This is a genomic window from Allobosea sp., from assembly GCF_048595345.1.
In the GTDB taxonomy this organism is placed as follows: Bacteria; Pseudomonadota; Alphaproteobacteria; order Rhizobiales; family Beijerinckiaceae; genus Allobosea.
Map to the genome: position 1 here is coordinate 1 of NZ_JBMDWH010000003.1, position 20,987 is coordinate 20,987.

The window sequence follows — 20,987 nt, forward strand, 5'->3', positions numbered from 1 at the left end:
GCGACGCTGCCGGACGGCACGCCCATCGAGAAGGCGCAATATTATCGTGACCGGCGCTATCGCCGCGGCCCGCGCCGCCGTCGCCAGGTGTGCCGCGTGACGCGCAACCGCTTCGGCCGCCCGGTGCGCGTCTGCCGGACCGTCTTCTACTGAGACCGTCGAGACCGGACAGTTAAGAGGGGCCGCAAGGCCCCTCTTTCATGCTATCGAAAGCGCGCGAGGCGGGGCGGGCCGATGGCACGCCGATGCGGAAGGAGACGAGACCATGGTCAGGATGATGATTGCGGCCGCTGCGGCGGCTTTTTTGCTGGGCGGGTGCGTCGCCAGCCGGCCCCAGCCGCAGCCGGTTGCTGCCGTGCCCGTGACGGGCGCCCCGAAGCAGATCCTGCGCGACGGCGCCCAGCTCGTGCTGCCGGATGGGACCAGGGTCACCCCCGATTCGACAGGCGGATTTCTGCTCCCGAACGGTGATTACGTGCGCCGTGAGCGCGGTGCGCTGGTGCTGCCGACCGGCGCTCGCTGCGCCCCCAGCGCCATGGGCTACGCCTGCCCCTGACGCTGTTCACGGCTGATTGATGCGCAAGGGCCGGCAGCCGCCGGCCCTTTTTCATTGCGGGCGTCCGTCACCCGATATCCTTGCGAACATTCCCCATCTCGGCGCCCTGCTGGCGCTCTTCGCTGGTATCGCTCTCCGCCTTGGTCTGGTCATGGCTTCTGAACGCCCAGATCTCCTTTGCCGCTTCCCAATGCTCGCGGTCGCGCCCGTCCGGTTGTCCATCCTGCATCCACAGGCCGTAGGCGATCTTGCGGATCTCGCGCAGGGACTTGTCGTCGCTGGTCATGGCATCCTCCTGAGGGGAGCAGCCGGCACCGGGGAGCGACCGCTCCCGCATGTCGCTGGCAGGCTGCTCAGTCGGTCAACCCGCTTGAGACGCGGCGGGTTCCCAGGCTCCGCCACCGCAGCGAGGCGCCCTATGCCTCGGCGGTCTGCGCCGGAGTGAGCTGGACAGCAGGCTCCGGCCGACGCGCATAGCGCTGCGCCAGCGTCGCGCAGGCGAAGAGCTGCGCCTGGTGGAAGAGCATCAGCGGCAAGACGATGAGGCCCATCGCCTGGCCGGTGAACAGGATATTCGCCATCGGGATGCCGCTCGCCATGCTCTTCTTGGAGCCGCAGAAGACGATCGCGATCTCGTCCTCCTTGGAGAAGCCGAAGCGGCGGCTCAGCACCGTGGTCGTCACCAGCACCAGCGCCAGCAGCACGATGTCGAGCAGGATGACGAGCCCGAGATCGCGCAAGGTGACCTGCGACCAGATCCCGGCCACCATGCCCTCGCTGAAGGCGGCATAGACCACGAGCAGGATCGAGCCGCGATCCACCAGGGACATCACCGCCTTGTGCCGGAGCAGGAAGGCGCCGATCAGCGGCCGCAACACCTGCCCGACCAGGAAGGGCAGCAGCAGCTGCAGGGCGATATCCTCGACCGCCTTGGTGCTGAAGTCGCCGCCCTTCGATCCCAGCAGAAGCATCACCAGCAGCGGCGTCATCACCATGCCGAACAGGTTGGAGACCGAGGCGCTGCACAGCGCGGCCGGCACATTGCCGCGCGCGATCGAGGTGAATGCGATCGAGGACTGCACCGTGGAGGGCAGCACGCAGACGAACATGATGCCGAGCGCCAGTTCGGGCGCCAACCAGGGCGCGCTGAGCCGCGTCAGGACGAGGCCGAGCAACGGAAACAGCACATAGGTGCTGGCGAAGACGAGCGATTGCAGCCGCCAGTGCAGCAGCCCTTCCCAGACCGCGTGCGGCGAAAGTCTGGCGCCATACAGGAAGAACAGCAGCGCCACGGCGACCTTCACCGCATCCTCGGCCACGATCGCGGCCACGCCGCGAGCCGGCAGCAGCGCGGCGACGGCGACGGTCGCGATCAGCGCGATGAGATAGGGGTCGATGCCGAAGCGGGCGAGCGTACGGCGCAGCATGGTCGGGTTCCTCGGTGGCGGCCCTCGATAACAGATCAGCCGCCATACTGATCCACGCTGGACATGATATGGCTCATCATGAATCATGATGCATGCTGGAACCCAGGCCGCTCGACCCCATTCTGCTGCGTAGCTTCCTCAAGGTCTGCGAAACGCGCAGCTTCACCGAAGCGGCGCGTCAGCTTGGACTGCAGCAATCCTCCGTGAGCCAGCATGTCGCGCGGCTGGAGCAGCGTGTCGGCCGTCGCCTTCTGGCGCGCGACACCCATGGCGTGCAGCCGACGCCCGATGGTGACGCCATCCAGCCCTTCGCCCGGCAGATGCTGGAGGCGGGCAGCCGGATCGAGCATTTTCTGAAGGGCTCGACCCTGCGCGGGCGGCTGCGGCTCGGCGTCTCGGAGGATTTCGCCTTTACGGCCCTGCCCGATATCCTCGCGGAGTTCGCGATGCAGCACCATGCGGTGGACCTCGAACTGACCGTGGGGCTCAGCGGCCGCCTCTACGAACATTACGATGCCGGCGAACTCGACCTGATCTTCGCCAAGCGGCGCGCGGGCGATGAGCGGGGCACCATTGCCTGGCAGGAGAAACTGGTCTGGGTGGGGCGGCCGGGATCGCGCGTGGCCGATGCCGACATCGTGCCGCTGGTCCTCTATCCGCCGCCGAGCATCACCCGCATTCATGCGCTGGAGACGCTGGAACGGGCCGGACGGCCCTGGCGCGTCGCCTGCACCAGCGGGAGCCTGGCAGGGCTGCGCGCCGCGACCGTCGCCGGCCTCGGCATCACCGCCCATTCGGCGAGGCTGATTCCCGCCGGCCTCGCCAAGATCGAGGCCGCCCGCCCCTTGCCGGAGCTGGGGTCCATCGCCTTCGTGGTCATCGGCGGAGAGAGCCACCAGGAGGCGCCGCGCGCGCTCGCCCGCACGATCCTCGCGGCCACCGCCCGGCTGCTGCCGCCCGCAGCTCCGATACGGCCGAGCGGGCTCCCGGCAAGCTGAGCACCGCGAGGGCAAAGAAGGCCGGATCCGAAGAGCTGTCGCCCCCCACCCGGCTCCGCAGCGGCACACCGGCGTCCGAAACGGACGCAGCCAAGCTTAAGCTATTGGCAAGAAATCGAAAAACCGCTCGGCATGCAAATCGCTCAAATGCGGTCGATCGCGCTCACAAATCATGAATTTTCTCCTTGCTAGCTCGGCTGCGTCAGCAACAGGGCAGCCCATGAATCTCCGTCCCGCCAGCATCGCGACCACCCTCAGAACCTCCTTGCTCGCTCGCGCCTTTGCCGGAAGCTTCGTCGCGACGCATGTTCCGATCATCGCCCTGATGGCCTATCTCGCGGGCGGCGGACAGGTCGGCGCCCGCGCCGTCCTGCTCATCGTGCTGATGGCGACGGTGCTGGGCACGGCGATCGCTTTTTTCGTCATGAACCATCTGCTGGCGCCCATCGGGCAGCTCGCCCGCGACCTGCGGCGCTACCGTCAGGAGGGAAAGCTGCCTGCCCTGACTCGGACCCGCGCCGACGATATCGGCCGGCTCACCGACGAGATCCGCGATCTGATCGGCGCTTTGGAAGATCGTATGGCGCGGTTGCGGCGTCAGGCCTTCTCCGACGCACTGACCGGCCTCGGCAATCGCCGCTGGCTGGCCGAGAACGCCGCGACGGAAATCGCCCGTGCCAAGCGGGAGAGGGCCCATCTCTCGGTGATCGCCTTCGATCTCGACCACTTCAAGCGCATCAATGACGAGTACGGGCACGAAACCGGCGACGAAGTGCTCATTGCCGTGGCTGAGGCCGCGCGCCGCATCCTGCGCCCCTATGACCTGCTGGCCCGCATCGGCGGCGAGGAGTTCTGCGCTTTGCTGCCCGGTACGGACCAGCGCGGCGCCCATGCGATCGCTGAAAGACTGCGCGGCGAGATCGCGGCGATTACCCTGCCGAGCCTGCAGGGCCACGCCGTCACGGCGAGCTTCGGCGTCCATGAGGGGCAGCTGCCGGCCCAGCGCTTTCGCGACATGCTCCGGCATGCCGATGAACGGCTCTACGAGGCCAAGCGCGCCGGGCGCAACCGGGTCCGGCCCGATCGCGGCGCCGCGCTGGCTCCGCTCTGCGGCTGGCCGGCCCGGAGCTGAGCCGGGCTGGACCCGCTACTTCACGAAGGTGCCGTGCAGCTCGTCCTCGATATGCACGCGGATGATCTCCTCGAAATCATTCTCGGCCCTGAAGCCCAGCGCCAGCGCCCGCTGCGGATCGAAATTGCGCGGCCAGCCTTCGACGATCTTGTCGATCACCGGATCCGGCTCGCGGCGGATGCGCTTCACCACGGTGTCGCCCGCAACCTTGCGCAGCGTCTCGATCTGTTCGGCGACGGTGCAGGAATAGCCCGGCATCGTCAGCGCGCGGCGCGGCCCCACGGCGGAGAGGTTCATGGTCGCGGCATGGAACAGGAAGCCGACGGCCGAGCGGGGCGACGCATGCCAGTGCCGCACCTGGTCGGACACCGGCAGCACGGCCTCCTCGCCATTGAGCGGCTCGCGGATGATGTTGGAGAAGAATCCCGACGCCGCCTTGTTGGGCTTTCCCGGCCGCACGCAGATCGTCGGCAGGCGGATGGCGATGCCGTCGAAGAAGCCGCGGCGGCTGTAGTCGCTGAGCAGCAATTCGCCGATCGCCTTTTGCGTGCCATAGCTCGTCAGCGGCGTGGTGAAGAACTCGTCCTCGATCTTGTCGTCGAAGGGGGCGCCGAACACCGCCACGGAGGAGGTGAAGACCAGCCGGGGCCGATACCCTTCCGCGAGCCGGATCGCCTCGAACAGCGCCCGCGTGCCGTCGAGATTGATCCGATAGCCCTTGTCGAAATCCGCCTCCGCCTCGCCCGAGACGATCGCCGCGAGATGGACGATCACCTCGGGCCGCGCTGCGATCAGCTTCTCCGGCTCGCCCGGCTGCGAGAGGTCGGACACCACCGCCTCGAAATCGAAGGGCGCGGCCGCCGGCGGGGCGGCCGCCACCACGTCCTGCGCCGTGACGCGCGTCACAGCCTGGCCACCGAGACCGCCTTCGCGCGCGAGCCGCTCGATGAATTTGCGGCCGACCATGCCGGCGCCGCCGAGAACGAGAATATGCACCGCTGACCTCCCTGAATGTTATCGTTGGATAAGAGGCGCGCTCAGAGCGCGAAGCCGCCATCGGCGAGATGGATCTGTCCGGTGGTGTAGCTTGCCTCGTCGGAGGCCAGATACACCGCCAGCCAGGCGATCTCCTCGGCCGTGCCGAGCCGGCCCATCGCCTGCCGGTCGATGAAGGCCTGCCGCGCCGCCTCCTCGCTGACATTCTGCAGCTTGGCGAGATCCTTGATGCGCTGGTCGAGCGAAGGCGACTGGATCGTGCCGGGGCAGATCGCATTGGCGCGGATGCCCTTTTTGATGAAGTCCGCGGCGACCGACTTGGTCAGGCCGATCACCGCGGCCTTGGTCGTGCCATAGGCATAGCGGTTCGGGATGCCGCGCACAGAGCCGGCGCCCGAGGCGATGTTGACGATCGAGCCCCTGCCCTTCTCCAGCATACCGGGCAGGAAAGCCTGAATCGTCCGGTGCATCGAGACGACGTTGAGATCCCAGGAGAAGCTCATCGCCTTCTCGTCCGTGTCGAGCGCGGTGCCGTGATGGACGAAGCCGGCGGCGTTCACCAGGATGTCGACGGCGCCGACCTTTTCGGCGAAAGCCGTGACGGCCTTGGTCGAGAGCACGTCGAGCTTGCGCTTCTTCGCCTTGGGAATGCCCTCGAGCAGAGCAACGTCCTTGTCGGTCGCCCAGACGGTCGCGCCTTCCGCGACGAAGGCTTCCGCGATCGCGCGCCCGATGCCCTGCCCCGCAGCCGTCACGACCGCAACCTTGCCCTTCAAACGCCCTGCCATGCCATCCTCGCCCTGTCGTTCGTTGTCGTTATGAAGAAATTCGCTCAGGCCGCGCCGGGCCTGAAGCTGTCGAGCCGGGCTTTCTGCCGGCCGGCCTCGTCGAAATTCTCCGGCGCGAGCCAGGCCCGGAACGCCGCCGACACGGTCGGCCATTCGGCGTCGAGGATCGAGAACCAGGCCGTGTCCCGGTTCTGCCCCTTGACCACCATGTGCTGGCGGAACAGCCCTTCGAATCGAAAGCCGAACCGCTGCGCAGCGCGCTTCGAGGGCTCGTTGAGATTGTTGCACTTCCATTCATAGCGGCGATAGCCGAGGGAGAAGCCGTATTCGCCGACCAGATGGATCGCTTCCGTCGCCACGCGCGTCCTTTGCAGAACCGGCGAATAGGTGATGTAGCCGACTTCGAAGACGCCCTGCTCGGGCCGGATCTCCATGATCCAGAGATGCCCCTTGGCCTTGCCGTCAGCCTTGTCGATGACGGCATAGGGCACGATGCCGGCCTTCGTCGCCATCGTCTCCAGAAGGACGCGGTACTCGTCCTTCGTGTTCGGCGGATAAGCCGGCATCCAATCCCAGATGTGCTCGTGCCCCGCATTCACGGCCCAGATGTCGTCGAGATGGCGCGCCGGGTCGATCGGCTCCAGCCGGCACCACTGGCCCTCGAGCACCTTGGCCGGAGGAAAGGGCGGCGCGGCCCAGTCGGGCGCAAGGGGGTTGCCAGCCGGAGGCGCGATCGGCGGCATCAGCGGGGTCGTCATGGCTTGGTCATCTCCTGCCAGCCGTTGAGGTCGGTCGTCACGGTCCAGGCGGCGCCGAGCTCGGCACGGGCGGCCTCGGCGATGGCGACCCCTTCCGCCTCCCAGGCGAGCTGCTCGACGGCATCGGGAAAGCGGGACCGCGCCTCGTCATCCTCCTCATAGATGCCGTCGAAAGTGTCCATCCAGCTCTCCAGCCGGTCCGCGAGTTCGTCCGAGAGCCCGATATCCTCGGCATCCACGGCCTTGCGCCGGCCCTTGGCATCGAGCGTCCACAGGCCGCTGCGGCCGAGCCAGGCCGGTGCGATCAGAAGATGCTGGCTCATGAGCGCGCCTTCAGATCGTCACGGAAAAACGGCTCCAGACCCTTGCTCAGTCCGTTATGTCCGAAGCCGGCAAAGCTGCCTTCCTCCGCGATCAGGCGCGAAGACTCGATGAAGCCCGCCCAGGCGGACCTGGCCGAGGCGCCGCCGGTCGACAGCCGCCGGACACCGAGCGCATCGAAATCCGTCACCGTCAGGCCGAAATCCGCATACACCACGACGTTGACCGGCTTGCCGCCGGCGGCTCGAACGATGGCGGAAATCTGGTCTGGCGTGCGCACCCAGGGCGCGTAGAGAACATCGGCTCCGGCAGAGGCGAAGGCGGCGATACGCCTTGTGACCTCGGGCAGCGGATCGGGATGGCCGGTGAGGAAGGCCTCCGCCCGCGCGGTCAGCAGCACGCCGGAGCCCGTCTCGTCGATCGCCCTGCGCGCCGCCTTGATCCGCTCGACCGAAAGCTCGAACGGATAGAGCGGGTCGGCCTCGCGGCCGGTCGCATCTTCGATCGAGAGTCCGGCCACGCCCGTCGCGACGCAGAGCTTGACGTTCGCGGCGACACCATCGGGCGTATCGGCATAGCCATTCTCGAAATCGGCGTTGACCGGCAGATCCGGCACGGCCTTCACCATCTCGGCGATATGGGCGAGCATCATGTCGCGCGGCACGTCCTGATCGGCGCGGCCCTGGCTGAAGGCGAAGCCGGCGCTCGTGGTCGCCAGCGCCTTGAAGCCCTGCCCGCGCAGCCAGCGCGCGGAGCCGATATCCCAGGGATTGGGCATGACGAAGCAGCCGCTGTGGTGCAGTGCGCGAAAGGCTTCGACCTGGGGAGAATGCGCCATTTTAAATCGTTTCAAGTCTACTCGGGCGACGACGCGGCATAGTGTCGGCACGGCCGGAATTTGTCAGCCCCGAATGCGCGCATCATCGGGCCAGCGCCAATGCGCGTGCGGAATGGCGATAAGGTCCGCCCTATCCGCTACGTCATCCCGAATGAAGCGAAGCGGAACTCCGGGATCCATCAAAGGGCGTCGAGCTCTACGATGGATCCCGGGGGGCAAGCCCGGGATGACGTCGAGGATGAATTTTCGGTCCTCGTCCTCAGTGATTGTCGCGCGGCACACCGAACTTCTTGTGGATTTTCTGGTACTTGACCGCCGGCTTCAGCACCATGCCCTCGGAGAGCTCGCCGACGATCTTGCGCTGGATCTCCTGCCACGGCGTCTGGCTCTTCGGATACTTGTAGCCGCCGGCCGCCTTCAGCGCGGCCCGGCGCTGTGCCAGTTCCTCGTCCGAGATCAGGATATTGGCGCTGCGCTTGGTGAGGTCGATCCGCACCTTGTCGCCGGTCTTCAGCAGCGCGAGCCCGCCGCCGGTTGCCGCTTCCGGCGAGGCGTTGAGAATCGAGGGCGAGCCCGAGGTGCCGGACTGGCGCCCGTCGCCGATGCAGGCCAGCGCCGAGACGCCCTTCTTGATGAGGTAATCCGGCGGGCGCATGTTCACCACCTCGGCCGCGCCCGGATAGCCGATCGGACCGACGCCGCGGATGAACAGGATGCAGTGCTCGTCGATGGCGAGAGCCGGATCGTCGATGCGGTGATGATAATCCTCCGGCCCGTCGAAGACGATCGCCCGGCCTTCGAAGGCGTTGGGGTCCTTGGGATTCTCCAGATAGCGCTGGCGGAACTCCGGCGTGATCACGCTGGTCTTCATGATCGCGGAATCGAACAGGTTCCCAGAGAGGTTCAGGAAGCCCGACTGCGCCTTCATCGGTTCGTCATAGGTCTTGATGACCTTGCGGTCGCCCGAGAAGAAGCCCTCGCAATTCTCGGCCAGCGTGCGGCCGTTAGCGGTGATCGCCGGCTTGATCTTGCCCTTGGCGACCAGCTCCGCCACCACGGCGGGCACGCCGCCGGCCCGGTAGTAATCCTCGCCGAGATATTCACCGGCAGGCTGCAGATTGACCAGCAGCGGAATATCATAGCCGATCTTGGTCCAGTCCTCGTTGTCGAGCGCGACGCCGATATGCTTGGCGATGGCGTTGACGTGGATCGGCGCATTGGTCGAGCCGCCGATCGCGGAATTGACCACGATGGTGTTCTCGAACGCCTCTCGCGTCAGGATCTTCGACGGGGTCAGGTTCTCCCAGACCATGTCGACGATGCGCTTGCCGGTGAGATAGGCCATCTCGTAGCGATCGCGATAAGGCGCCGGGATCGCCGCGCCGCCCGGCAGGGTCATGCCCATCGCCTCTGCCAGCGAGTTCATCGTCGAAGCCGTGCCCATCGTGTTGCAGTGACCCGCGGAGGGTGCGGACGAGGCCACCAGATCGACGAAGCCTTTGTAGTCAATTTCGCCGGCCGCCATCATCTGGCGCGCCTTCCACACGATGGTGCCAGACCCCGTGCGCTCGCCACGGAAATTGCCGTTGAGCATTGGTCCGCCCGGCAGGGCGATGGCGGGAATGTCGACGGTCGCGGCCGCCATGATCTGCGCAGGCGTTGTCTTGTCGCAGCCCGTGGTCAGCACGACGCCATCGAGCGGGTAGCCGTAGAGGATCTCGACCAGAGAGAGATATTGCAGGTTGCGGTCGAGCGAGGCGGTCGGCCGCTTGCAGGTTTCCTGGATCGGATGGATCGGGAATTCGAAGGGCACCCCGCCCATCTCGCGGATGCCGTCGCGCACCCGCGCCGCCAGTTCGATATGGTGGCGGTTGCAGGGGGCGATGTCGGAGCCGGTCTGGGCAATGCCGATGATCGGGCGGCCCGATTGCAGCTCCTCGCGCGACAGGCCGAAATTCATCGTGCGCTCGATATAGAGCGCGGTCATGTCGGCATTGGCGGGGTTGTCGAACCAGGCCTTGGAGCGAAGCTGCTCCGGCTTGATGCGGCGGGGCGCCTTCTTGCGCGTGGTCGCGACCGGACGATCCTCGCGCGGCACATTGCTTTCCGGGGTCTTGGCCATCCCTCGCTCCTCTCCCGCGCCGGCCTCGAAATGGGACGGCTGCCTTTTCTTTGAAACGGTTCGCGAATTATCCACCCTGCCCTGCGCGCCGCAAGAGGTCGGGCGCGAAAAATCATACTAATTATCATGCGCTATCTGCATACAGGAACCGGGAAGGCCAGGGCTGCGCGGACTTGCGGGACAGCCCCGTTTCCGGCGAAGACTGGCCCAAGGCCGCTCCGAGAGACGGCCGCCGGAAGCGAGCATCCCGAGGCTGCCATGACCCTGCACGTCGTCCCCTCCTTCTCCCGCATCGGCGAGGAGAACGCCTTCGCCGTGCTGGCGCGCGCCACCGAATTGCAGCGGCAGGGCAAGGACATCATCAATCTCGGCATCGGCCAGCCCGACTTCGCGACGCCGGACCACATCGTCGAGGCCGCGGTGAAGGCGCTGCGGGACGGCCATCACGGCTACACGCCCGCCAACGGCATCCTGCCCCTGCGCGAGGCGGTGGCGGCCGATCTGCACAAGCGCTTCAACGTCGAGGTTTCACCGGAGAGCGTGATGATCGTGCCCGGCGGCAAGGTCACCATGTTCATGGCGATCCTGATGTTCGGAGAGCCTGGCGCCGAGATCCTCTATCCGGACCCCGGCTTCCCGATCTATCGCTCGATGATCGAATATACCGGCGCGACGCCGATCCCTGTGCCGATCCGCGAGAAAAACGGCTTCGCCTTCTCGGCTGAAGAGACGCTCTCGCTGATCACGCCGAAAACGCGCCTACTGATCATCAACTCGCCGGCCAACCCGACCGGCGGCGTCACCCCCAAGGCCGAGATCGACAAGCTCGTCGCGGGTCTCGCCGCTTTCCCCGACGTCGCGATCATGTCGGACGAGATCTACGACCAGATGGTCTATGACGGGGAGGAGCATGTCTGCCTCCTCTCCTATCCCGAAATTCGCGACCGGCTGATCCTGCTCAATGGCTGGTCCAAGACCTATGCGATGACAGGCTGGCGCATGGGCTGGTCGATCTGGCCCAAGCCCCTCTACGACAATGCCCGCAAGCTGGCGGTGAACTCGCATTCCTGCGTCAATGCCCCGGCGCAATGGGCGGGGCTGGCGGCGCTGACCGGCCCGCAGGACGCGGTCCATGCCATGGTCGCCGAATTCGACCGGCGCCGGAAGGCGGTGGTGGCGGGGCTGAATGGCTTGCCGGGCGTTTCCTGCATCACGCCGAAAGGCGCCTTCTATGCCTTCCCGAACGTCTCGAAGACCGGCTGGAAGGCCAAGAAACTGGCCTCGGCCCTTCTCGAGGAGGCAGGGGTCGCGACGATCGGCGGGCCGGATTTCGGCGTGCATGGCGAGGGCTATATCCGCCTCTCCTATGCCAACTCGCTGGAGAATATCGAGAAGGCGCTGGAGCGGATGAAGGCCTTCCTCGAAAAGCCGGCCGCGGCGTGAAGGACTTCTCGGGCTATCTGTGGCTCGCCGGCGCGATCCTCAGCGAGGTCATCGGCACGTCGGCGCTGAAGGCGTCGAACGAGTTCACGAGGCTGGTGCCCTCGCTGATCACGGTCGTCGCCTTCGCCATCGCCTTCTACTGCCTCTCGGTGACGCTGCGCACGATCCCCGTCGGCATCGCCTACGCCATCTGGTCCGGCATCGGCATCGTGCTGATCAGCCTGATCGCGCTCGTGCTCTTCGGCCAGACGCTGGACGCGCCGGCACTGATCGGCATGGCGCTGATCGTCTCCGGCGTGGTGGTGATCAACCTGTTCTCGAAGGCTTCGGCGCATTGAGCCGGAGGCTGCCTCGTCATTGCGAGTGGAGCGAAGCAATCCAGGAAGACCGGGTGAGACGTTGCACGCAATCCCCCCGGATTGCTTCGTCGCTACGCTCCTCGCAAGGACGGCCGAAATCCGTCAATTCCGCGCCGTGCTCGCCGTCGCTCCCGGATCGACCTTGAAGCTCGACGCCTCGATCACCGCCGTTCCGACCATCGTCTTCACCGAGATCCGCACCGGCACCATCACATCGGTGCCCGCCACCGGCGCCAGCCAGGTGGTGATGTCCTTGTTCTCGGCCATGAACTTGGTGCTGGGCCGCAGCGCCCGGTGGCCGGCGATCGGCACATAGCGCGCCTGGCAGATCGAGACCGGGCCGGAATAGCCCTCCAGCTTGACCTGCCGCGTGCCGGCGCTGCTGAGCTTGATGTCGTAGCGGGCGGCGCCGTCGAAGATCGGCAGGGTGCGGTTACAGGCGCCGTCCTTGCCCTTGCCGTTGACGGGCATCAGGAAGGCGCTGAGCGGATCGATGATGTTGCGCCGGTGGCTGTCGTCGAGCGGCACGCGGTCCGGCTTCTCGTCGATCGGCGGCTCGATATCGACCCCCGCCACGGCATTGTCGGCGAGCGCCATCCGGACCGTGCGGCTTTCGCTGCTGCTGGCCGAGCTGACGGCGAAGGTCTTGGGCGAGAGCTTGCCGCCCGCCATCGCGCCGGTGGCGGCGCCCGAACCGCGCCCGCCCGTGACGCCACCGACGATGCCGGTGAGCTTGGCGACCATGTCGATCTTGTAGGCCGCGCCGTCGATCGTCCCCGCGAGCCCCGCCGTGCCGAAGCTGATGCCGAGCAGAGAGACGTCGTAGCGCGCATCGATCGACGCAGCCGCCGCCGGCAGCGCGGCGAGGGCTGTCGCGGAGACCAGGGTCGCAGAGGCCAGGAACGCGGCGACGGCGGGCTTCATCCAAATTCTCCGGGGCGGCGCGATGCCTTGAGCAGATGCACTGCGATTCGGCCCGAATCGTGGCCGCATCGCTCCATATCCGTGTATGGTGAGGTCAGCATCCCGCCGGCCGCTTTACGATCCGTTAACGCTGACGGCCCCGGAGAAAGCCGACGCCTTCGCCTTGACGCCGGCTTCGGGCTTGGCTATGGACACGCCACTTCAATTTGACTTCCGGTGCTCAGACGGCCGGCACGTCGCGTGTCGGCATTTTTGTTTGAGCGAACCGGAGACGTAAGGAACGATATCATGGCCCGCCGTTGCGAACTGACCGGGAAAGCCACTCAGACCGGCCACCTCGTCAGCCACTCGAACCGCAAGACGAAGACGGTCTTCCGTCCGAACCTCGTCAACGTGACGCTGCAGTCCGACGCCCTCGGCCGCTCGGTTCGTCTGCGCGTGTCGGCCAACGCCCTGCGTTCGGTCGAGCATCGCGGTGGCCTCGACGCCTTCCTGCTCAAGGCTGCGGCCGGCGACCTCTCGACCGGTGCCCTGTCGCTGAAGCGCGACCTCGAGAAGAAGCTCGCCGCCAACTGAGCGGTTCGGCCTTTTCGGGTTTGAAGGAAGCGGCCGCGAGGCCGCTTTTTTCGTTCGGACCGAACGCTCACGCCGGATCCGTCATTGCGAGCGAAGCGAAGCAATCCAGAGTGACCGGGTCGAACCTCGCATCCAGTCCTTCTGGATTGCTTCGTCGTTTACACTGCTCACAATGACGATGCGGAGCCTTACGCGACCAGCTCGAATTCCAGCAGTAGCGTGCGCTGGATCGCCGAGAAATTGTCATCGGAGATCAGCGTCAGGACCGTGCGGCCATTTTCCTGATGGACGCTCAGCCCCTCCATATTGTCGATCTCGCAGCCGAGATCGGCCTCGATCAGCACCGGACCGTCGAGAACCGCGCCGGGCTTCAGATCGGCCAGCGCGATTCTCCGGATTCGCATCCCCACGCCGCGCCAGGGCCGGTACCAGCGCTCGAGAACGAGCATGTCGCCGCCCGGAAGAAAGGCGAGATCGGTGATGTCGTAGCCGCCCGGCCGCGCGACCTGGACGAAGCCCGGCGCGCCGGCGCCCATGAGCATGCCCAGCGTCGGCTCGTCCTCCTTGCCGGAACGCTCCGAGATCGCGACGATGGCGCCCTTATGCGGTCCGGCAGGCACGATCCCCAGCGCTTCCAGCCCGCGATTGCGCGGCAGCTTCTTGATCGGCGCCGGTACCGGCAGCGAGCGGGCTCGTGCCTCGACGCCGTCGCGCGCCCAGTCGAAGCGCAGGATCTCATGGGTGCGCTCGACGCCGACATAGGCATGTCCGCCGGCAATGGCGAGGCTTTCCGTGTCGAAGGATTTCGAGCGGGCGAGGGGGCGCCCCGCCGCATCCAGCATCGCCGCCATCTCGGTCGCTTCAAGCCCCGCCAGGCGACCATCGGCCGTGGCGACCTTCGCCGTCAGCCAATAGCCGCGATCTGTGAGCGAGACGAGTTCGCGTCCATCGGCCGAGCGCCACAGCGCCGAGAATCCGCCGAAACGCGGATGCCCGCAGCTCAGCACCAGCCCGCCACGAAATTGCAGGGCGCCGAAGCGACGCTTCTCGGGACTGCGCGGCTCGAAGGCCGCGATACGCCGGGCCGAAAGGTCGACCGGGAAGCGCGTCTGCTCGATGGCCTGCGCCGCGCCCGGACAGGCCAGGCCCGCGAGCCCTGCCAGCACCTGGCGGCGGTGGAAGCGCATCAGCGGCGCCGCGCCCCGGTTCCGCCGGCGGCGCCGTCTTCCTCGAAGAGCTCCGCCAGCTTCTCGGTCATCACCCCGCCGAGTTCCTCGGCATCGACGATGGTGACTGCGCGCCGGTAGTAGCGCGTGACGTCGTGGCCGATGCCGATGGCGATCAGCTCGACCGGCGAGCGGGTCTCGATCTCGGCGATCACATGGCGCAGATGCCGCTCCAGATAGTTGCCGGCATTGACCGACAGGGTCGAATCGTCGACCGGCGCGCCGTCCGAGATCACCATCAGGATCTTGCGCTGCTCTGGCCGCGCCAGCAGGCGCTTATGCGCCCAATCCAGCGCCTCGCCGTCGATATTCTCCTTGAGCAGCCCCTCGCGCATCATCAAACCGAGATTCTTGCGCGCACGCCGCCAGGGTGCGTCCGCCGATTTGTAGATGATATGGCGCAGATCGTTGAGGCGGCCGGGATTGGCCATCTTGCCGGTCTGAAGCCAGGATTCGCGTGATAACCCGCCCTTCCAGGCGCCGGTGGTGAAGCCGAGCAGCTCGACCTTGACGCCGCAGCGCTCCAGCGTGCGGGCGAGGATGTCGGCGCAGGTCGCCGCCACCGTGATCGGCCGGCCGCGCATCGAGCCAGAATTGTCGATCAGCAGCGTCACCACCGTGTCGCGGAAGTTCGTGTCCGATTCCTGCCGGAAGGAAAGCGGCTGGAACGGATCGAGGATGATGCGCGGCAGCCGGGCCGGATCGAGCGCGCCCTCTTCCAGGTCGAACTGCCAGGTGCGGTTCTGCTGCGCCATCAGACGGCGCTGCAAGCGATTGGCGAGGCGCGCGACCACGCCCTGAAGATGCGCCAGTTGCTTGTCGAGATAGGCTCTGAGCCGCGTCAGCTCCTCGGCGTCACAGAGTTCCTCGGCCGTGACGATCTCGTCGAATTTCTGGGTATAGGCCTTGTAGTCGGTCGCCTGCCGGCCGTCGTTCTTGGCTTCTCGCGGGCGCGGGGCCTCGCCGGCCTCCTCGGATTCGGAGTTCTCGTCCTCCTCCTCCCAGTCGCCGGCCGGCGCGTCGCTGGCTTCGGAGGCGCCGTCTTCCAGCTCCTCCGTCGCATCCTCGCTGACCTCGACCTCGGAGCGATCCTGGCCGCTCTGCTGCTCGGATTCGCCTTCCTGCTGCTCCTGGTCCTCAGAGGACTGGTCCTGATTGTCGTCGTCCTCCTCGGCCTCGTCGCCCTGGGCCGACTGGTCGGCCATGTCGAGCGAGGCCAGCAGGTCGCGGACCGTGCGGGCGAAGCCGCGCTGGTCCTCGATCGTCTTCGAGAGCCGGTCGAGATCGGCGCCCGCCTTGGCCTCGATCTGCTCGCGCCAGAGATCGACGAGCTTCTCGGCAGCTTTGGGTGGCTTGATGCCGGTCAGCCGCTCGCGCACCATCAGCGCCAGCGCATCCTCCAGCGGCGCATCCGCTCGGTCGGTAATCTCCTCGTAGCGGCCGCCGCGGTGGTATTTATCCTCCAGCATGGCCGAGATATTGCCGGCCATGCCGGACATACGGCGCGAGCCGATGGATTCCACCCGCGCCTGCTCGATCGCATCGAACACCGCGCGCGCGGCGTCGCCCTCCGGCGCGGCCCGGCGATGCACAGAAGCGTCGTGGCAGGCGAGCCTGAGCGCCATCGAATCGGCATGGCCGCGCAGGATCGCGACGTCGCCGGCCGTCAGCTTGCGCGGCGGCTCGGGCAGACGGGCGCGCTCCCCGACGAGCGAGGGTTTGTCGGAGGCGAAGACGATCTCCATCTCCGGCTTGCGGGCGATGGCCTTCATCGCGCCGGAGACCGCGCGCTTCAGCGGCTCTGACGGGGCTTCCTTCGGCGTGCCGGGCTTGCGGTTCGAGATGCTCATAGCGCCTTCGCGAAATGGAACAGCGTCTGCCCGGCGACGGGATAGTCCGCCATCTCGCCGCAGGGCTTGTAGCCGAGCTTGGGGTAGAAGCCCGGCGCCTGGATGCTCATCGTCGAGAGATAGACACCGCGCGCGCCATGGTCGCGCGCCATGGCCTCGGCCAGCGCCATCAGCCCTTCGCCATGACCCGCGCCGCGCTGGCTCTCGTCGATCCAGAGAAGATCGACATGGAGCCATTGCCATTTCAGCTCGCCGATGAGGCCGCCGACGATGATGCCCGCCTCATCCCGCAGGCTGAGCGCGAGCGGCTCGCCGTTGCGCGGCCCGACCCGGGAGGCGTTATGGGCGCTGAGCCCCGCAACCACGGCTTCCCTCGTCGCCGCGACATCGGTCTCGCGCTGGAGGGTGGCCATGATGCGTGCCGCCCTCAGCTGAGAACCACGTTCGCCGCGCTCTCCGGCAGTTCCTTGCCGAAAGAGCGCTGGAAGAACTCGGCCACCAGCGTGCGCTCCATCTCGTCGCACTTGTTCAGGAAGGTGACGCGGAAGGCAAAGCCGATATCGCCGAAGATCGCCGCGTTCTCGGCCCAGGTGATCACCGTGCGCGGGCTCATGACGGTCGACAGATCGCCGTTCATGAAGGCGTTGCGGGTGAGATCGGCGACGCGCACCATCTTGTTGACCATGTCCTTGCCATCCGCGGTCTTCTGGTAGTGCTTCGACTTGGCGAGGACGATCGCGACCTCGTTGTCATGCGGCAGATAGTTCAGCGTGGTCACGATCGACCAGCGGTCCATCTGACCCTGATTGATCTGCTGCGTGCCGTGATAGAGGCCGGAGGTATCGCCGAGGCCGACCGTGTTGGCTGTGGCGAACAGGCGGAACGCGCCGTGGGGGCGGATGACGCGCTTCTGGTCCAGCAGCGTCAGCTTGCCGGCCTGTTCCAGCACGCGCTGGATCACGAACATCACGTCGGGGCGGCCGGCATCGTATTCGTCGAAGACGAGGGCGATGTTGTTCTGCAGCGCCCAGGGCAGGATGCCGTCCTGGAACTCGGTGATCTGCTTGCCTTCCTTCAGCACGATCGCGTCCTTGCCGACCAGATCGAGCCGCGAGACATGGCTGTCGAGGTTGACGCGCACGCAGGGCCAGTTGAGGCGGGCCGCGACCTGCTCGATATGGGTCGACTTTCCGGTGCCGTGATAGCCCGAGATCATCACGCGGCGATTATGCGCGAAGCCGGCCAGGATCGCGATCGTGGTGTCGCGGTCGAAGCGGTAATCCGGATCGAGATCGGGCACATGCGGGTCGGTCTGCGAAAAGGCCGGCACTTCCAGATCGGACTCGATCCCGAAGGTCTGACGCACCGACAGCTTCATGTCGGGCAGGCCGGGCGCAGTCGTCGTCGTCATCGTCAAGTCTCCGGGCGCGGGGCCTTGTCCGGATGAACCGGTTGCCCAGTGCCGACCGAGGAGGGAGGCGGATCGGTCTTCATTAAAGCGAAAGCCCGGAAGCGGCAATTCGCAAAGCTGCAACCCGGCCCTCGCGAAGGGCATGCCGGCTCAGGGACCCGACACCCGCCGCCGCGCGTCCAGCAGCCCCCTCACCGCCGCCGCCGCCCGCCCGCCATCGTCGACCGGCACGGGCCAGCGCGGCACCGGCTTGCCGATGTCGTCGCGCACCGCATCGGCCAGACGCTGCGGCGTCAGCCCCTCCAACCTGAGGCAGGTCGCCAGCCCGGCGGCCGCGAAGGCCTCGGCACGGATGCCCTGCTCGGTTTCGCCGCCGGCATCGAAGGGCACCAGGATCGCCGGGCGTCGCGCGACCGCGAGATCGAGCACGGTGTTGTAGCCCGCCTGGCTGATCGAGAGCGCGCAAGCCGCCAGCAGCGCCGGGAAATCGGGACGCGCCGGCTCGACGACGACGTTTTCGGGCGCTTTCGCGGCGAGGTTCTCAAGATCGGCCTGTGCCACGCCACGTCCGACGAGGACGCGCCAGCGCCGCTCAGGCAGCAGCGACGCCGCCTGGAGCGCCAAAGCGAAGAGCGGCAGGGCCGCGGCCGATCCGCCCCCCGAGACCAGGATCTCGGCCTCGCCATCGGGATGCCCTGCCATCGTCGGCGCGCCGGGAGCCAGGGCTGCGACTGCGGCGGGCGCGCCCAGATAGCCGACATCGAGCAGCTTGGCGGCGAGCTCTTCCGTCACAGGCCAGGATCGGCAGAGCGGCAGAACGCTCTGCTCGCCATGCACCAGCACCGCGTCGAAGAGTCGCGCGATGCGCTCCTGCGCCTCGGCGATGCGGGCCGGCTTCGGCGTCACCAGCACGTCCCGGATCGAGGACAGCACCAGGGCCGAAGGGTTGGCCCGCCGGGCCGCCGCGATCAGCGCCAGAAACTCGTCCGCGATCTGCCGGCGCCCGAACGGAAAATGCTCGGTGAGGACGACATCGGGGGCGAGACGCGCCGCCGCCTGCTCCAGCATCGCGATGCGGGCCGCCATCCGCTCCGGTGTGACGGGTTGGCCGGTCTCGTCGAGCAGGCGGCGGAAATCGACACCCTCCGTGCGGACCGGCGGCAGTTGCAGGAAGGCGAAGGGCTCATCCTCCATCGCCCACAGGGGCATGCCGCCGCTCGCCAGCGTCACGGAAAAACCCGCCCGCGCCAGCGCCCGGGCGAGTTGCACCGCGCGCACGAGATGCCCGCTGCCGAGGAGATGCGTGACGGCGATGAGGACGCGGCCACTCATGGCGCCGCGCCCGCCGAGCGGCGCAGCTGCGCCGCCACCGCATCGAGCCCGGCCCCAGCCGAAAACGCGCCGGTGAGTCGAGCATGGGCCGCATCGCCCATCCCGGCCCGGCGCTCGGGGCCGGCTGCGAGCGCCGCCAGCGCCTCGGCGAGAGCCGCGACATCGCCGGGCGGCACCAGCAACCCCTCCACGCCCTGCCGCACGAATTCCGGAATGCCGGCGAAATCGGTCGCCACGATCGGCAGGGCCTGGCTCGCCGCCTCCATCACCACATTCGGCAACCCGTCACGGTCGCCATCGCCGGCCTGCTTGGAGGGCAGGACGAAGAGATCGGCCTCTCGCAGCGCCGCGATCACCTCGCCTTGCGCCTTCGGCCCCGCCCACACGATCCGGTCGGAGAGGCCGAGTTCTTCGGCCTGACGCTTCAGCGCAGCGAGCTTTTCGCCCCCGCCGATATGAGTCAGGTGCCAGTGCAGCCCCATCGGCAGAAGCGCCAGCGCGGCGAGCAGATCGTCGAACCCTTTTTTCTCCACCGCCCGGCCGATGGTGACGAGGCGCACGGGATCGACCGGCTGCAAGCCATCGCGCCGGGATCGCTCAGGCGGGGCGGGAAAGCGCGTGAGATCGAGCCCGTGATAGACCAGCGAAACCGTGCCCGGCCGGTCGGACAGGCGTTCGAGTTCCCGGTGCCCGTCCTGCGTGCAGGTCACGCCCCAGGCGGCATCGGCGATCTTCTCGCGCTTCTCCCAGTCCGGCGTCGTCCAGATGTCCTTGGCATGGGCCGAGAAGGACCATGTCAGCCCGCGCAGCAGCGCCGCATAGCGGATGACCGAAGCCGGCGTATGCAGGTAGTGCACATGCAGATGCCGGATACCGGCCGGCAGCTCGCGCGCCATCACGCAGGCCTGGCCGAAGCGGCGCCAACGGTTGCGCGTCGCGTCGCGCGCGAGGTCCCGCAGGAAGACCGGCAACAACCGAAACAGTCCCGGCCGTCGCAGCGCTGAACGCAGCCCCCGCCCGACCCGGGCTGGCTCGTCGTGCAGATATTCCGGCAGATAGCGCACCGGCGCAGCGATCTGCCGGTGCATCAGATGCCTGTCGGGATCGGTCGGATGCCGCAGCGACCAGATCTCGAATCTGACGCCGCGCTGCTGCAGCCCCAGCAGTTCCTGCGCGATGAAGGTTTCCGAGAGGCGCGGATAGCCCTTCATCGCGATGGCGATGCGCACGGGCTCGCCGGCCTGCGGCTGCGATGCGCTCATCGCCGTCCGATCAGCATGAAGCGGGTATAGTTCTTGGTCGGCCGCGCGCCCGCGAACCAGATCTCCGACAGCCCCGCCTGTTCGCGGAATGCTTCGAGTGAGGGCACGCAGCTGCGATGATCCGGCTCGCGATCATAATCGTTCGACTGGAGCAACAGCGGCAGGCCCGGCGGCAGCGTCGCCAGCCACCCGGGCACATCCGGCAGATGCTCGCAGCTGGTGTTGATCACGAGGCCTGGGGTCGTCTCCATCGCCCCGACATCGAGGCCGGTCATGTCGGCGGTGACCGCCCGGAAGCGCCCCGTCTCGACATGGCGCTGGTTCAGCGTCTCGGCGATGGGCGCGCAGGTCGGGTCCATGTCGAGACTGACGACCTGCCCGATCCCGAGCCGCTCATCCGCGAGCAACAGCGCTCCCAGCACGCCATACCAGGCACCGAGCACCCAGACCGGCCCTTCGGGCCGCGGCATCACCTCGGCAAGCGTCTCGACCAGCCATTGCTTGGACGCGATCTGCTTGTGGTTGAGGGCGATCGAGAGATCGGCCGGCGCGCCCTTGCCATAAAGGCGGGCGACATCGGCGATGATCGGATGGCCGGACAAGGCGGCCATGCCGCGCAACAGATCGTGGACGGCCTCCACGGGCGGTTCTGGCTTCATCGGTTTCGA

General features: G+C 67.2%; 22 protein-coding genes. 6 read left to right on the plus strand and 16 right to left on the minus strand.

Annotation, left to right across the window (positions count from 1 at the left end; all coding sequences use genetic code 11):
- Window positions 1-265 precede the first annotated feature (265 nt).
- Window positions 266-556 (plus strand): hypothetical protein, encoded by a 291-nt coding sequence (locus ACOJTB_RS00050; protein WP_420100463.1) that lies wholly within the window; start codon window positions 266-268, stop codon window positions 554-556.
- 67 nt (window positions 557-623) lie between these two features.
- Here the strand turns inward: ACOJTB_RS00050 and ACOJTB_RS00055 are convergent, their stop codons facing one another.
- Entirely contained in the window at window positions 624-842 is a 219-nt protein-coding gene (locus tag ACOJTB_RS00055) for a DUF2934 domain-containing protein (RefSeq protein ID WP_420100464.1), read from the minus strand.
- A 130-nt stretch (window positions 843-972) separates the two neighbouring features.
- Window positions 973-1,983: a bile acid:sodium symporter family protein gene (locus ACOJTB_RS00060; protein ID WP_420100465.1), complete on the minus strand. Its 1,011-nt coding sequence runs from the start codon at window positions 1,981-1,983 to the stop codon at window positions 973-975.
- Between the two features lie 92 nt (window positions 1,984-2,075).
- Between ACOJTB_RS00060 and ACOJTB_RS00065 the strand changes: the two genes are divergently transcribed.
- Together ACOJTB_RS00065 and ACOJTB_RS00070 are read left to right on the plus strand one after the other, a co-directional pair.
- Complete coding sequence (locus ACOJTB_RS00065) at window positions 2,076-2,981, plus strand: LysR family transcriptional regulator (RefSeq protein ID WP_420100466.1); 906 nt, start codon at window positions 2,076-2,078, stop codon at window positions 2,979-2,981.
- 220 nt (window positions 2,982-3,201) lie between these two features.
- A complete protein-coding gene (locus tag ACOJTB_RS00070) occupies window positions 3,202-4,113 on the plus strand; it encodes a GGDEF domain-containing protein (RefSeq protein WP_420100467.1) in 912 nt (303 codons plus the stop codon).
- A 15-nt stretch (window positions 4,114-4,128) separates the two neighbouring features.
- On the opposite strand, the gene denD is transcribed toward ACOJTB_RS00070, so the two are convergent.
- The 6 genes from denD to ACOJTB_RS00100 form a co-directional block, all read right to left on the minus strand.
- Window positions 4,129-5,109, minus strand: a complete 981-nt coding sequence (gene denD, locus ACOJTB_RS00075; protein ID WP_420100468.1) for a D-erythronate dehydrogenase — start codon at window positions 5,107-5,109, stop codon at window positions 4,129-4,131.
- Window positions 5,110-5,150: 41 nt separating this feature from the next.
- Window positions 5,151-5,897, minus strand: coding sequence for an SDR family oxidoreductase (locus ACOJTB_RS00080; protein ID WP_420100469.1), 747 nt, complete (start codon window positions 5,895-5,897; stop codon window positions 5,151-5,153).
- Between the two features lie 44 nt (window positions 5,898-5,941).
- The gene (locus tag ACOJTB_RS00085; protein WP_420100470.1) at window positions 5,942-6,655 is read right to left on the minus strand and encodes a GNAT family N-acetyltransferase; all 714 of its coding nucleotides are present in this window, start codon (window positions 6,653-6,655) and stop codon (window positions 5,942-5,944) included.
- On the minus strand, window positions 6,652-6,978 hold the full coding sequence (locus ACOJTB_RS00090) for a hypothetical protein (protein ID WP_420100471.1): 327 nt from the start codon (window positions 6,976-6,978) through the stop codon (window positions 6,652-6,654). Before ACOJTB_RS00090 ends, ACOJTB_RS00085 begins: the two co-directional genes overlap by 4 nt.
- A complete protein-coding gene (locus ACOJTB_RS00095; RefSeq protein WP_420100472.1) occupies window positions 6,975-7,814 on the minus strand; it encodes an isocitrate lyase/PEP mutase family protein in 840 nt (279 codons plus the stop codon). The genes ACOJTB_RS00090 and ACOJTB_RS00095 overlap by 4 nt, the downstream gene beginning before the upstream one ends.
- A gap of 259 nt (window positions 7,815-8,073) precedes the next feature.
- Window positions 8,074-9,936 carry an IlvD/Edd family dehydratase gene (locus tag ACOJTB_RS00100; RefSeq protein WP_420100473.1) on the minus strand — a complete coding sequence of 621 codons (1,863 nt, stop codon included), beginning with the start codon at window positions 9,934-9,936 and terminating at the stop codon, window positions 8,074-8,076.
- Between the two features lie 258 nt (window positions 9,937-10,194).
- Here ACOJTB_RS00100 and ACOJTB_RS00105 point away from each other — a divergent pair, with 258 nt between their 5' ends.
- Both ACOJTB_RS00105 and ACOJTB_RS00110 read left to right on the plus strand, forming a co-directional pair.
- Window positions 10,195-11,379 carry a pyridoxal phosphate-dependent aminotransferase gene (locus tag ACOJTB_RS00105; RefSeq protein WP_420100474.1) on the plus strand — a complete coding sequence of 395 codons (1,185 nt, stop codon included), beginning with the start codon at window positions 10,195-10,197 and terminating at the stop codon, window positions 11,377-11,379.
- Window positions 11,376-11,717, plus strand: a complete 342-nt coding sequence (locus ACOJTB_RS00110; protein ID WP_420100475.1) for a DMT family transporter — start codon at window positions 11,376-11,378, stop codon at window positions 11,715-11,717. The genes ACOJTB_RS00105 and ACOJTB_RS00110 overlap by 4 nt, the downstream gene beginning before the upstream one ends.
- 123 nt (window positions 11,718-11,840) lie before the next feature.
- Here ACOJTB_RS00110 and ACOJTB_RS00115 read toward each other — a convergent pair whose 3' ends face one another.
- On the minus strand, window positions 11,841-12,662 hold the full coding sequence (locus ACOJTB_RS00115) for a DUF3108 domain-containing protein (protein WP_420100476.1): 822 nt from the start codon (window positions 12,660-12,662) through the stop codon (window positions 11,841-11,843).
- A gap of 288 nt (window positions 12,663-12,950) precedes the next feature.
- Here ACOJTB_RS00115 and rpmB point away from each other — a divergent pair, with 288 nt between their 5' ends.
- Entirely contained in the window at window positions 12,951-13,238 is a 288-nt protein-coding gene (gene rpmB, locus ACOJTB_RS00120) for a 50S ribosomal protein L28 (RefSeq protein WP_291659159.1), read from the plus strand.
- Between the two features lie 188 nt (window positions 13,239-13,426).
- On the opposite strand, the gene ACOJTB_RS00125 is transcribed toward rpmB, so the two are convergent.
- From ACOJTB_RS00125 to ACOJTB_RS00155, 7 genes are all read right to left on the minus strand, one after another.
- A complete protein-coding gene (locus ACOJTB_RS00125; protein WP_420100477.1) occupies window positions 13,427-14,425 on the minus strand; it encodes an esterase-like activity of phytase family protein in 999 nt (332 codons plus the stop codon).
- Entirely contained in the window at window positions 14,425-16,314 is a 1,890-nt protein-coding gene (gene cobT, locus ACOJTB_RS00130; protein WP_420100478.1) for a cobaltochelatase subunit CobT, read from the minus strand. Before cobT ends, ACOJTB_RS00125 begins: the two co-directional genes overlap by 1 nt.
- Window positions 16,311-16,727 carry a GNAT family N-acetyltransferase gene (locus ACOJTB_RS00135; RefSeq protein WP_420100479.1) on the minus strand — a complete coding sequence of 139 codons (417 nt, stop codon included), beginning with the start codon at window positions 16,725-16,727 and terminating at the stop codon, window positions 16,311-16,313. The genes cobT and ACOJTB_RS00135 overlap by 4 nt, the downstream gene beginning before the upstream one ends.
- 14 nt (window positions 16,728-16,741) lie before the next feature.
- The gene (gene cobS, locus ACOJTB_RS00140; RefSeq protein ID WP_420100480.1) at window positions 16,742-17,725 is read right to left on the minus strand and encodes a cobaltochelatase subunit CobS; all 984 of its coding nucleotides are present in this window, start codon (window positions 17,723-17,725) and stop codon (window positions 16,742-16,744) included.
- A 150-nt stretch (window positions 17,726-17,875) separates the two neighbouring features.
- Window positions 17,876-19,057, minus strand: a complete 1,182-nt coding sequence (locus tag ACOJTB_RS00145) for a glycosyltransferase family protein (protein WP_420100481.1) — start codon at window positions 19,055-19,057, stop codon at window positions 17,876-17,878.
- Complete coding sequence (locus tag ACOJTB_RS00150; protein ID WP_420100482.1) at window positions 19,054-20,319, minus strand: glycosyltransferase; 1,266 nt, start codon at window positions 20,317-20,319, stop codon at window positions 19,054-19,056. The genes ACOJTB_RS00145 and ACOJTB_RS00150 overlap by 4 nt, the downstream gene beginning before the upstream one ends.
- Window positions 20,316-20,978 carry a class I SAM-dependent methyltransferase gene (locus ACOJTB_RS00155; protein WP_420100483.1) on the minus strand — a complete coding sequence of 221 codons (663 nt, stop codon included), beginning with the start codon at window positions 20,976-20,978 and terminating at the stop codon, window positions 20,316-20,318. Before ACOJTB_RS00155 ends, ACOJTB_RS00150 begins: the two co-directional genes overlap by 4 nt.
- Window positions 20,979-20,987: the final 9 nt, after the last annotated feature.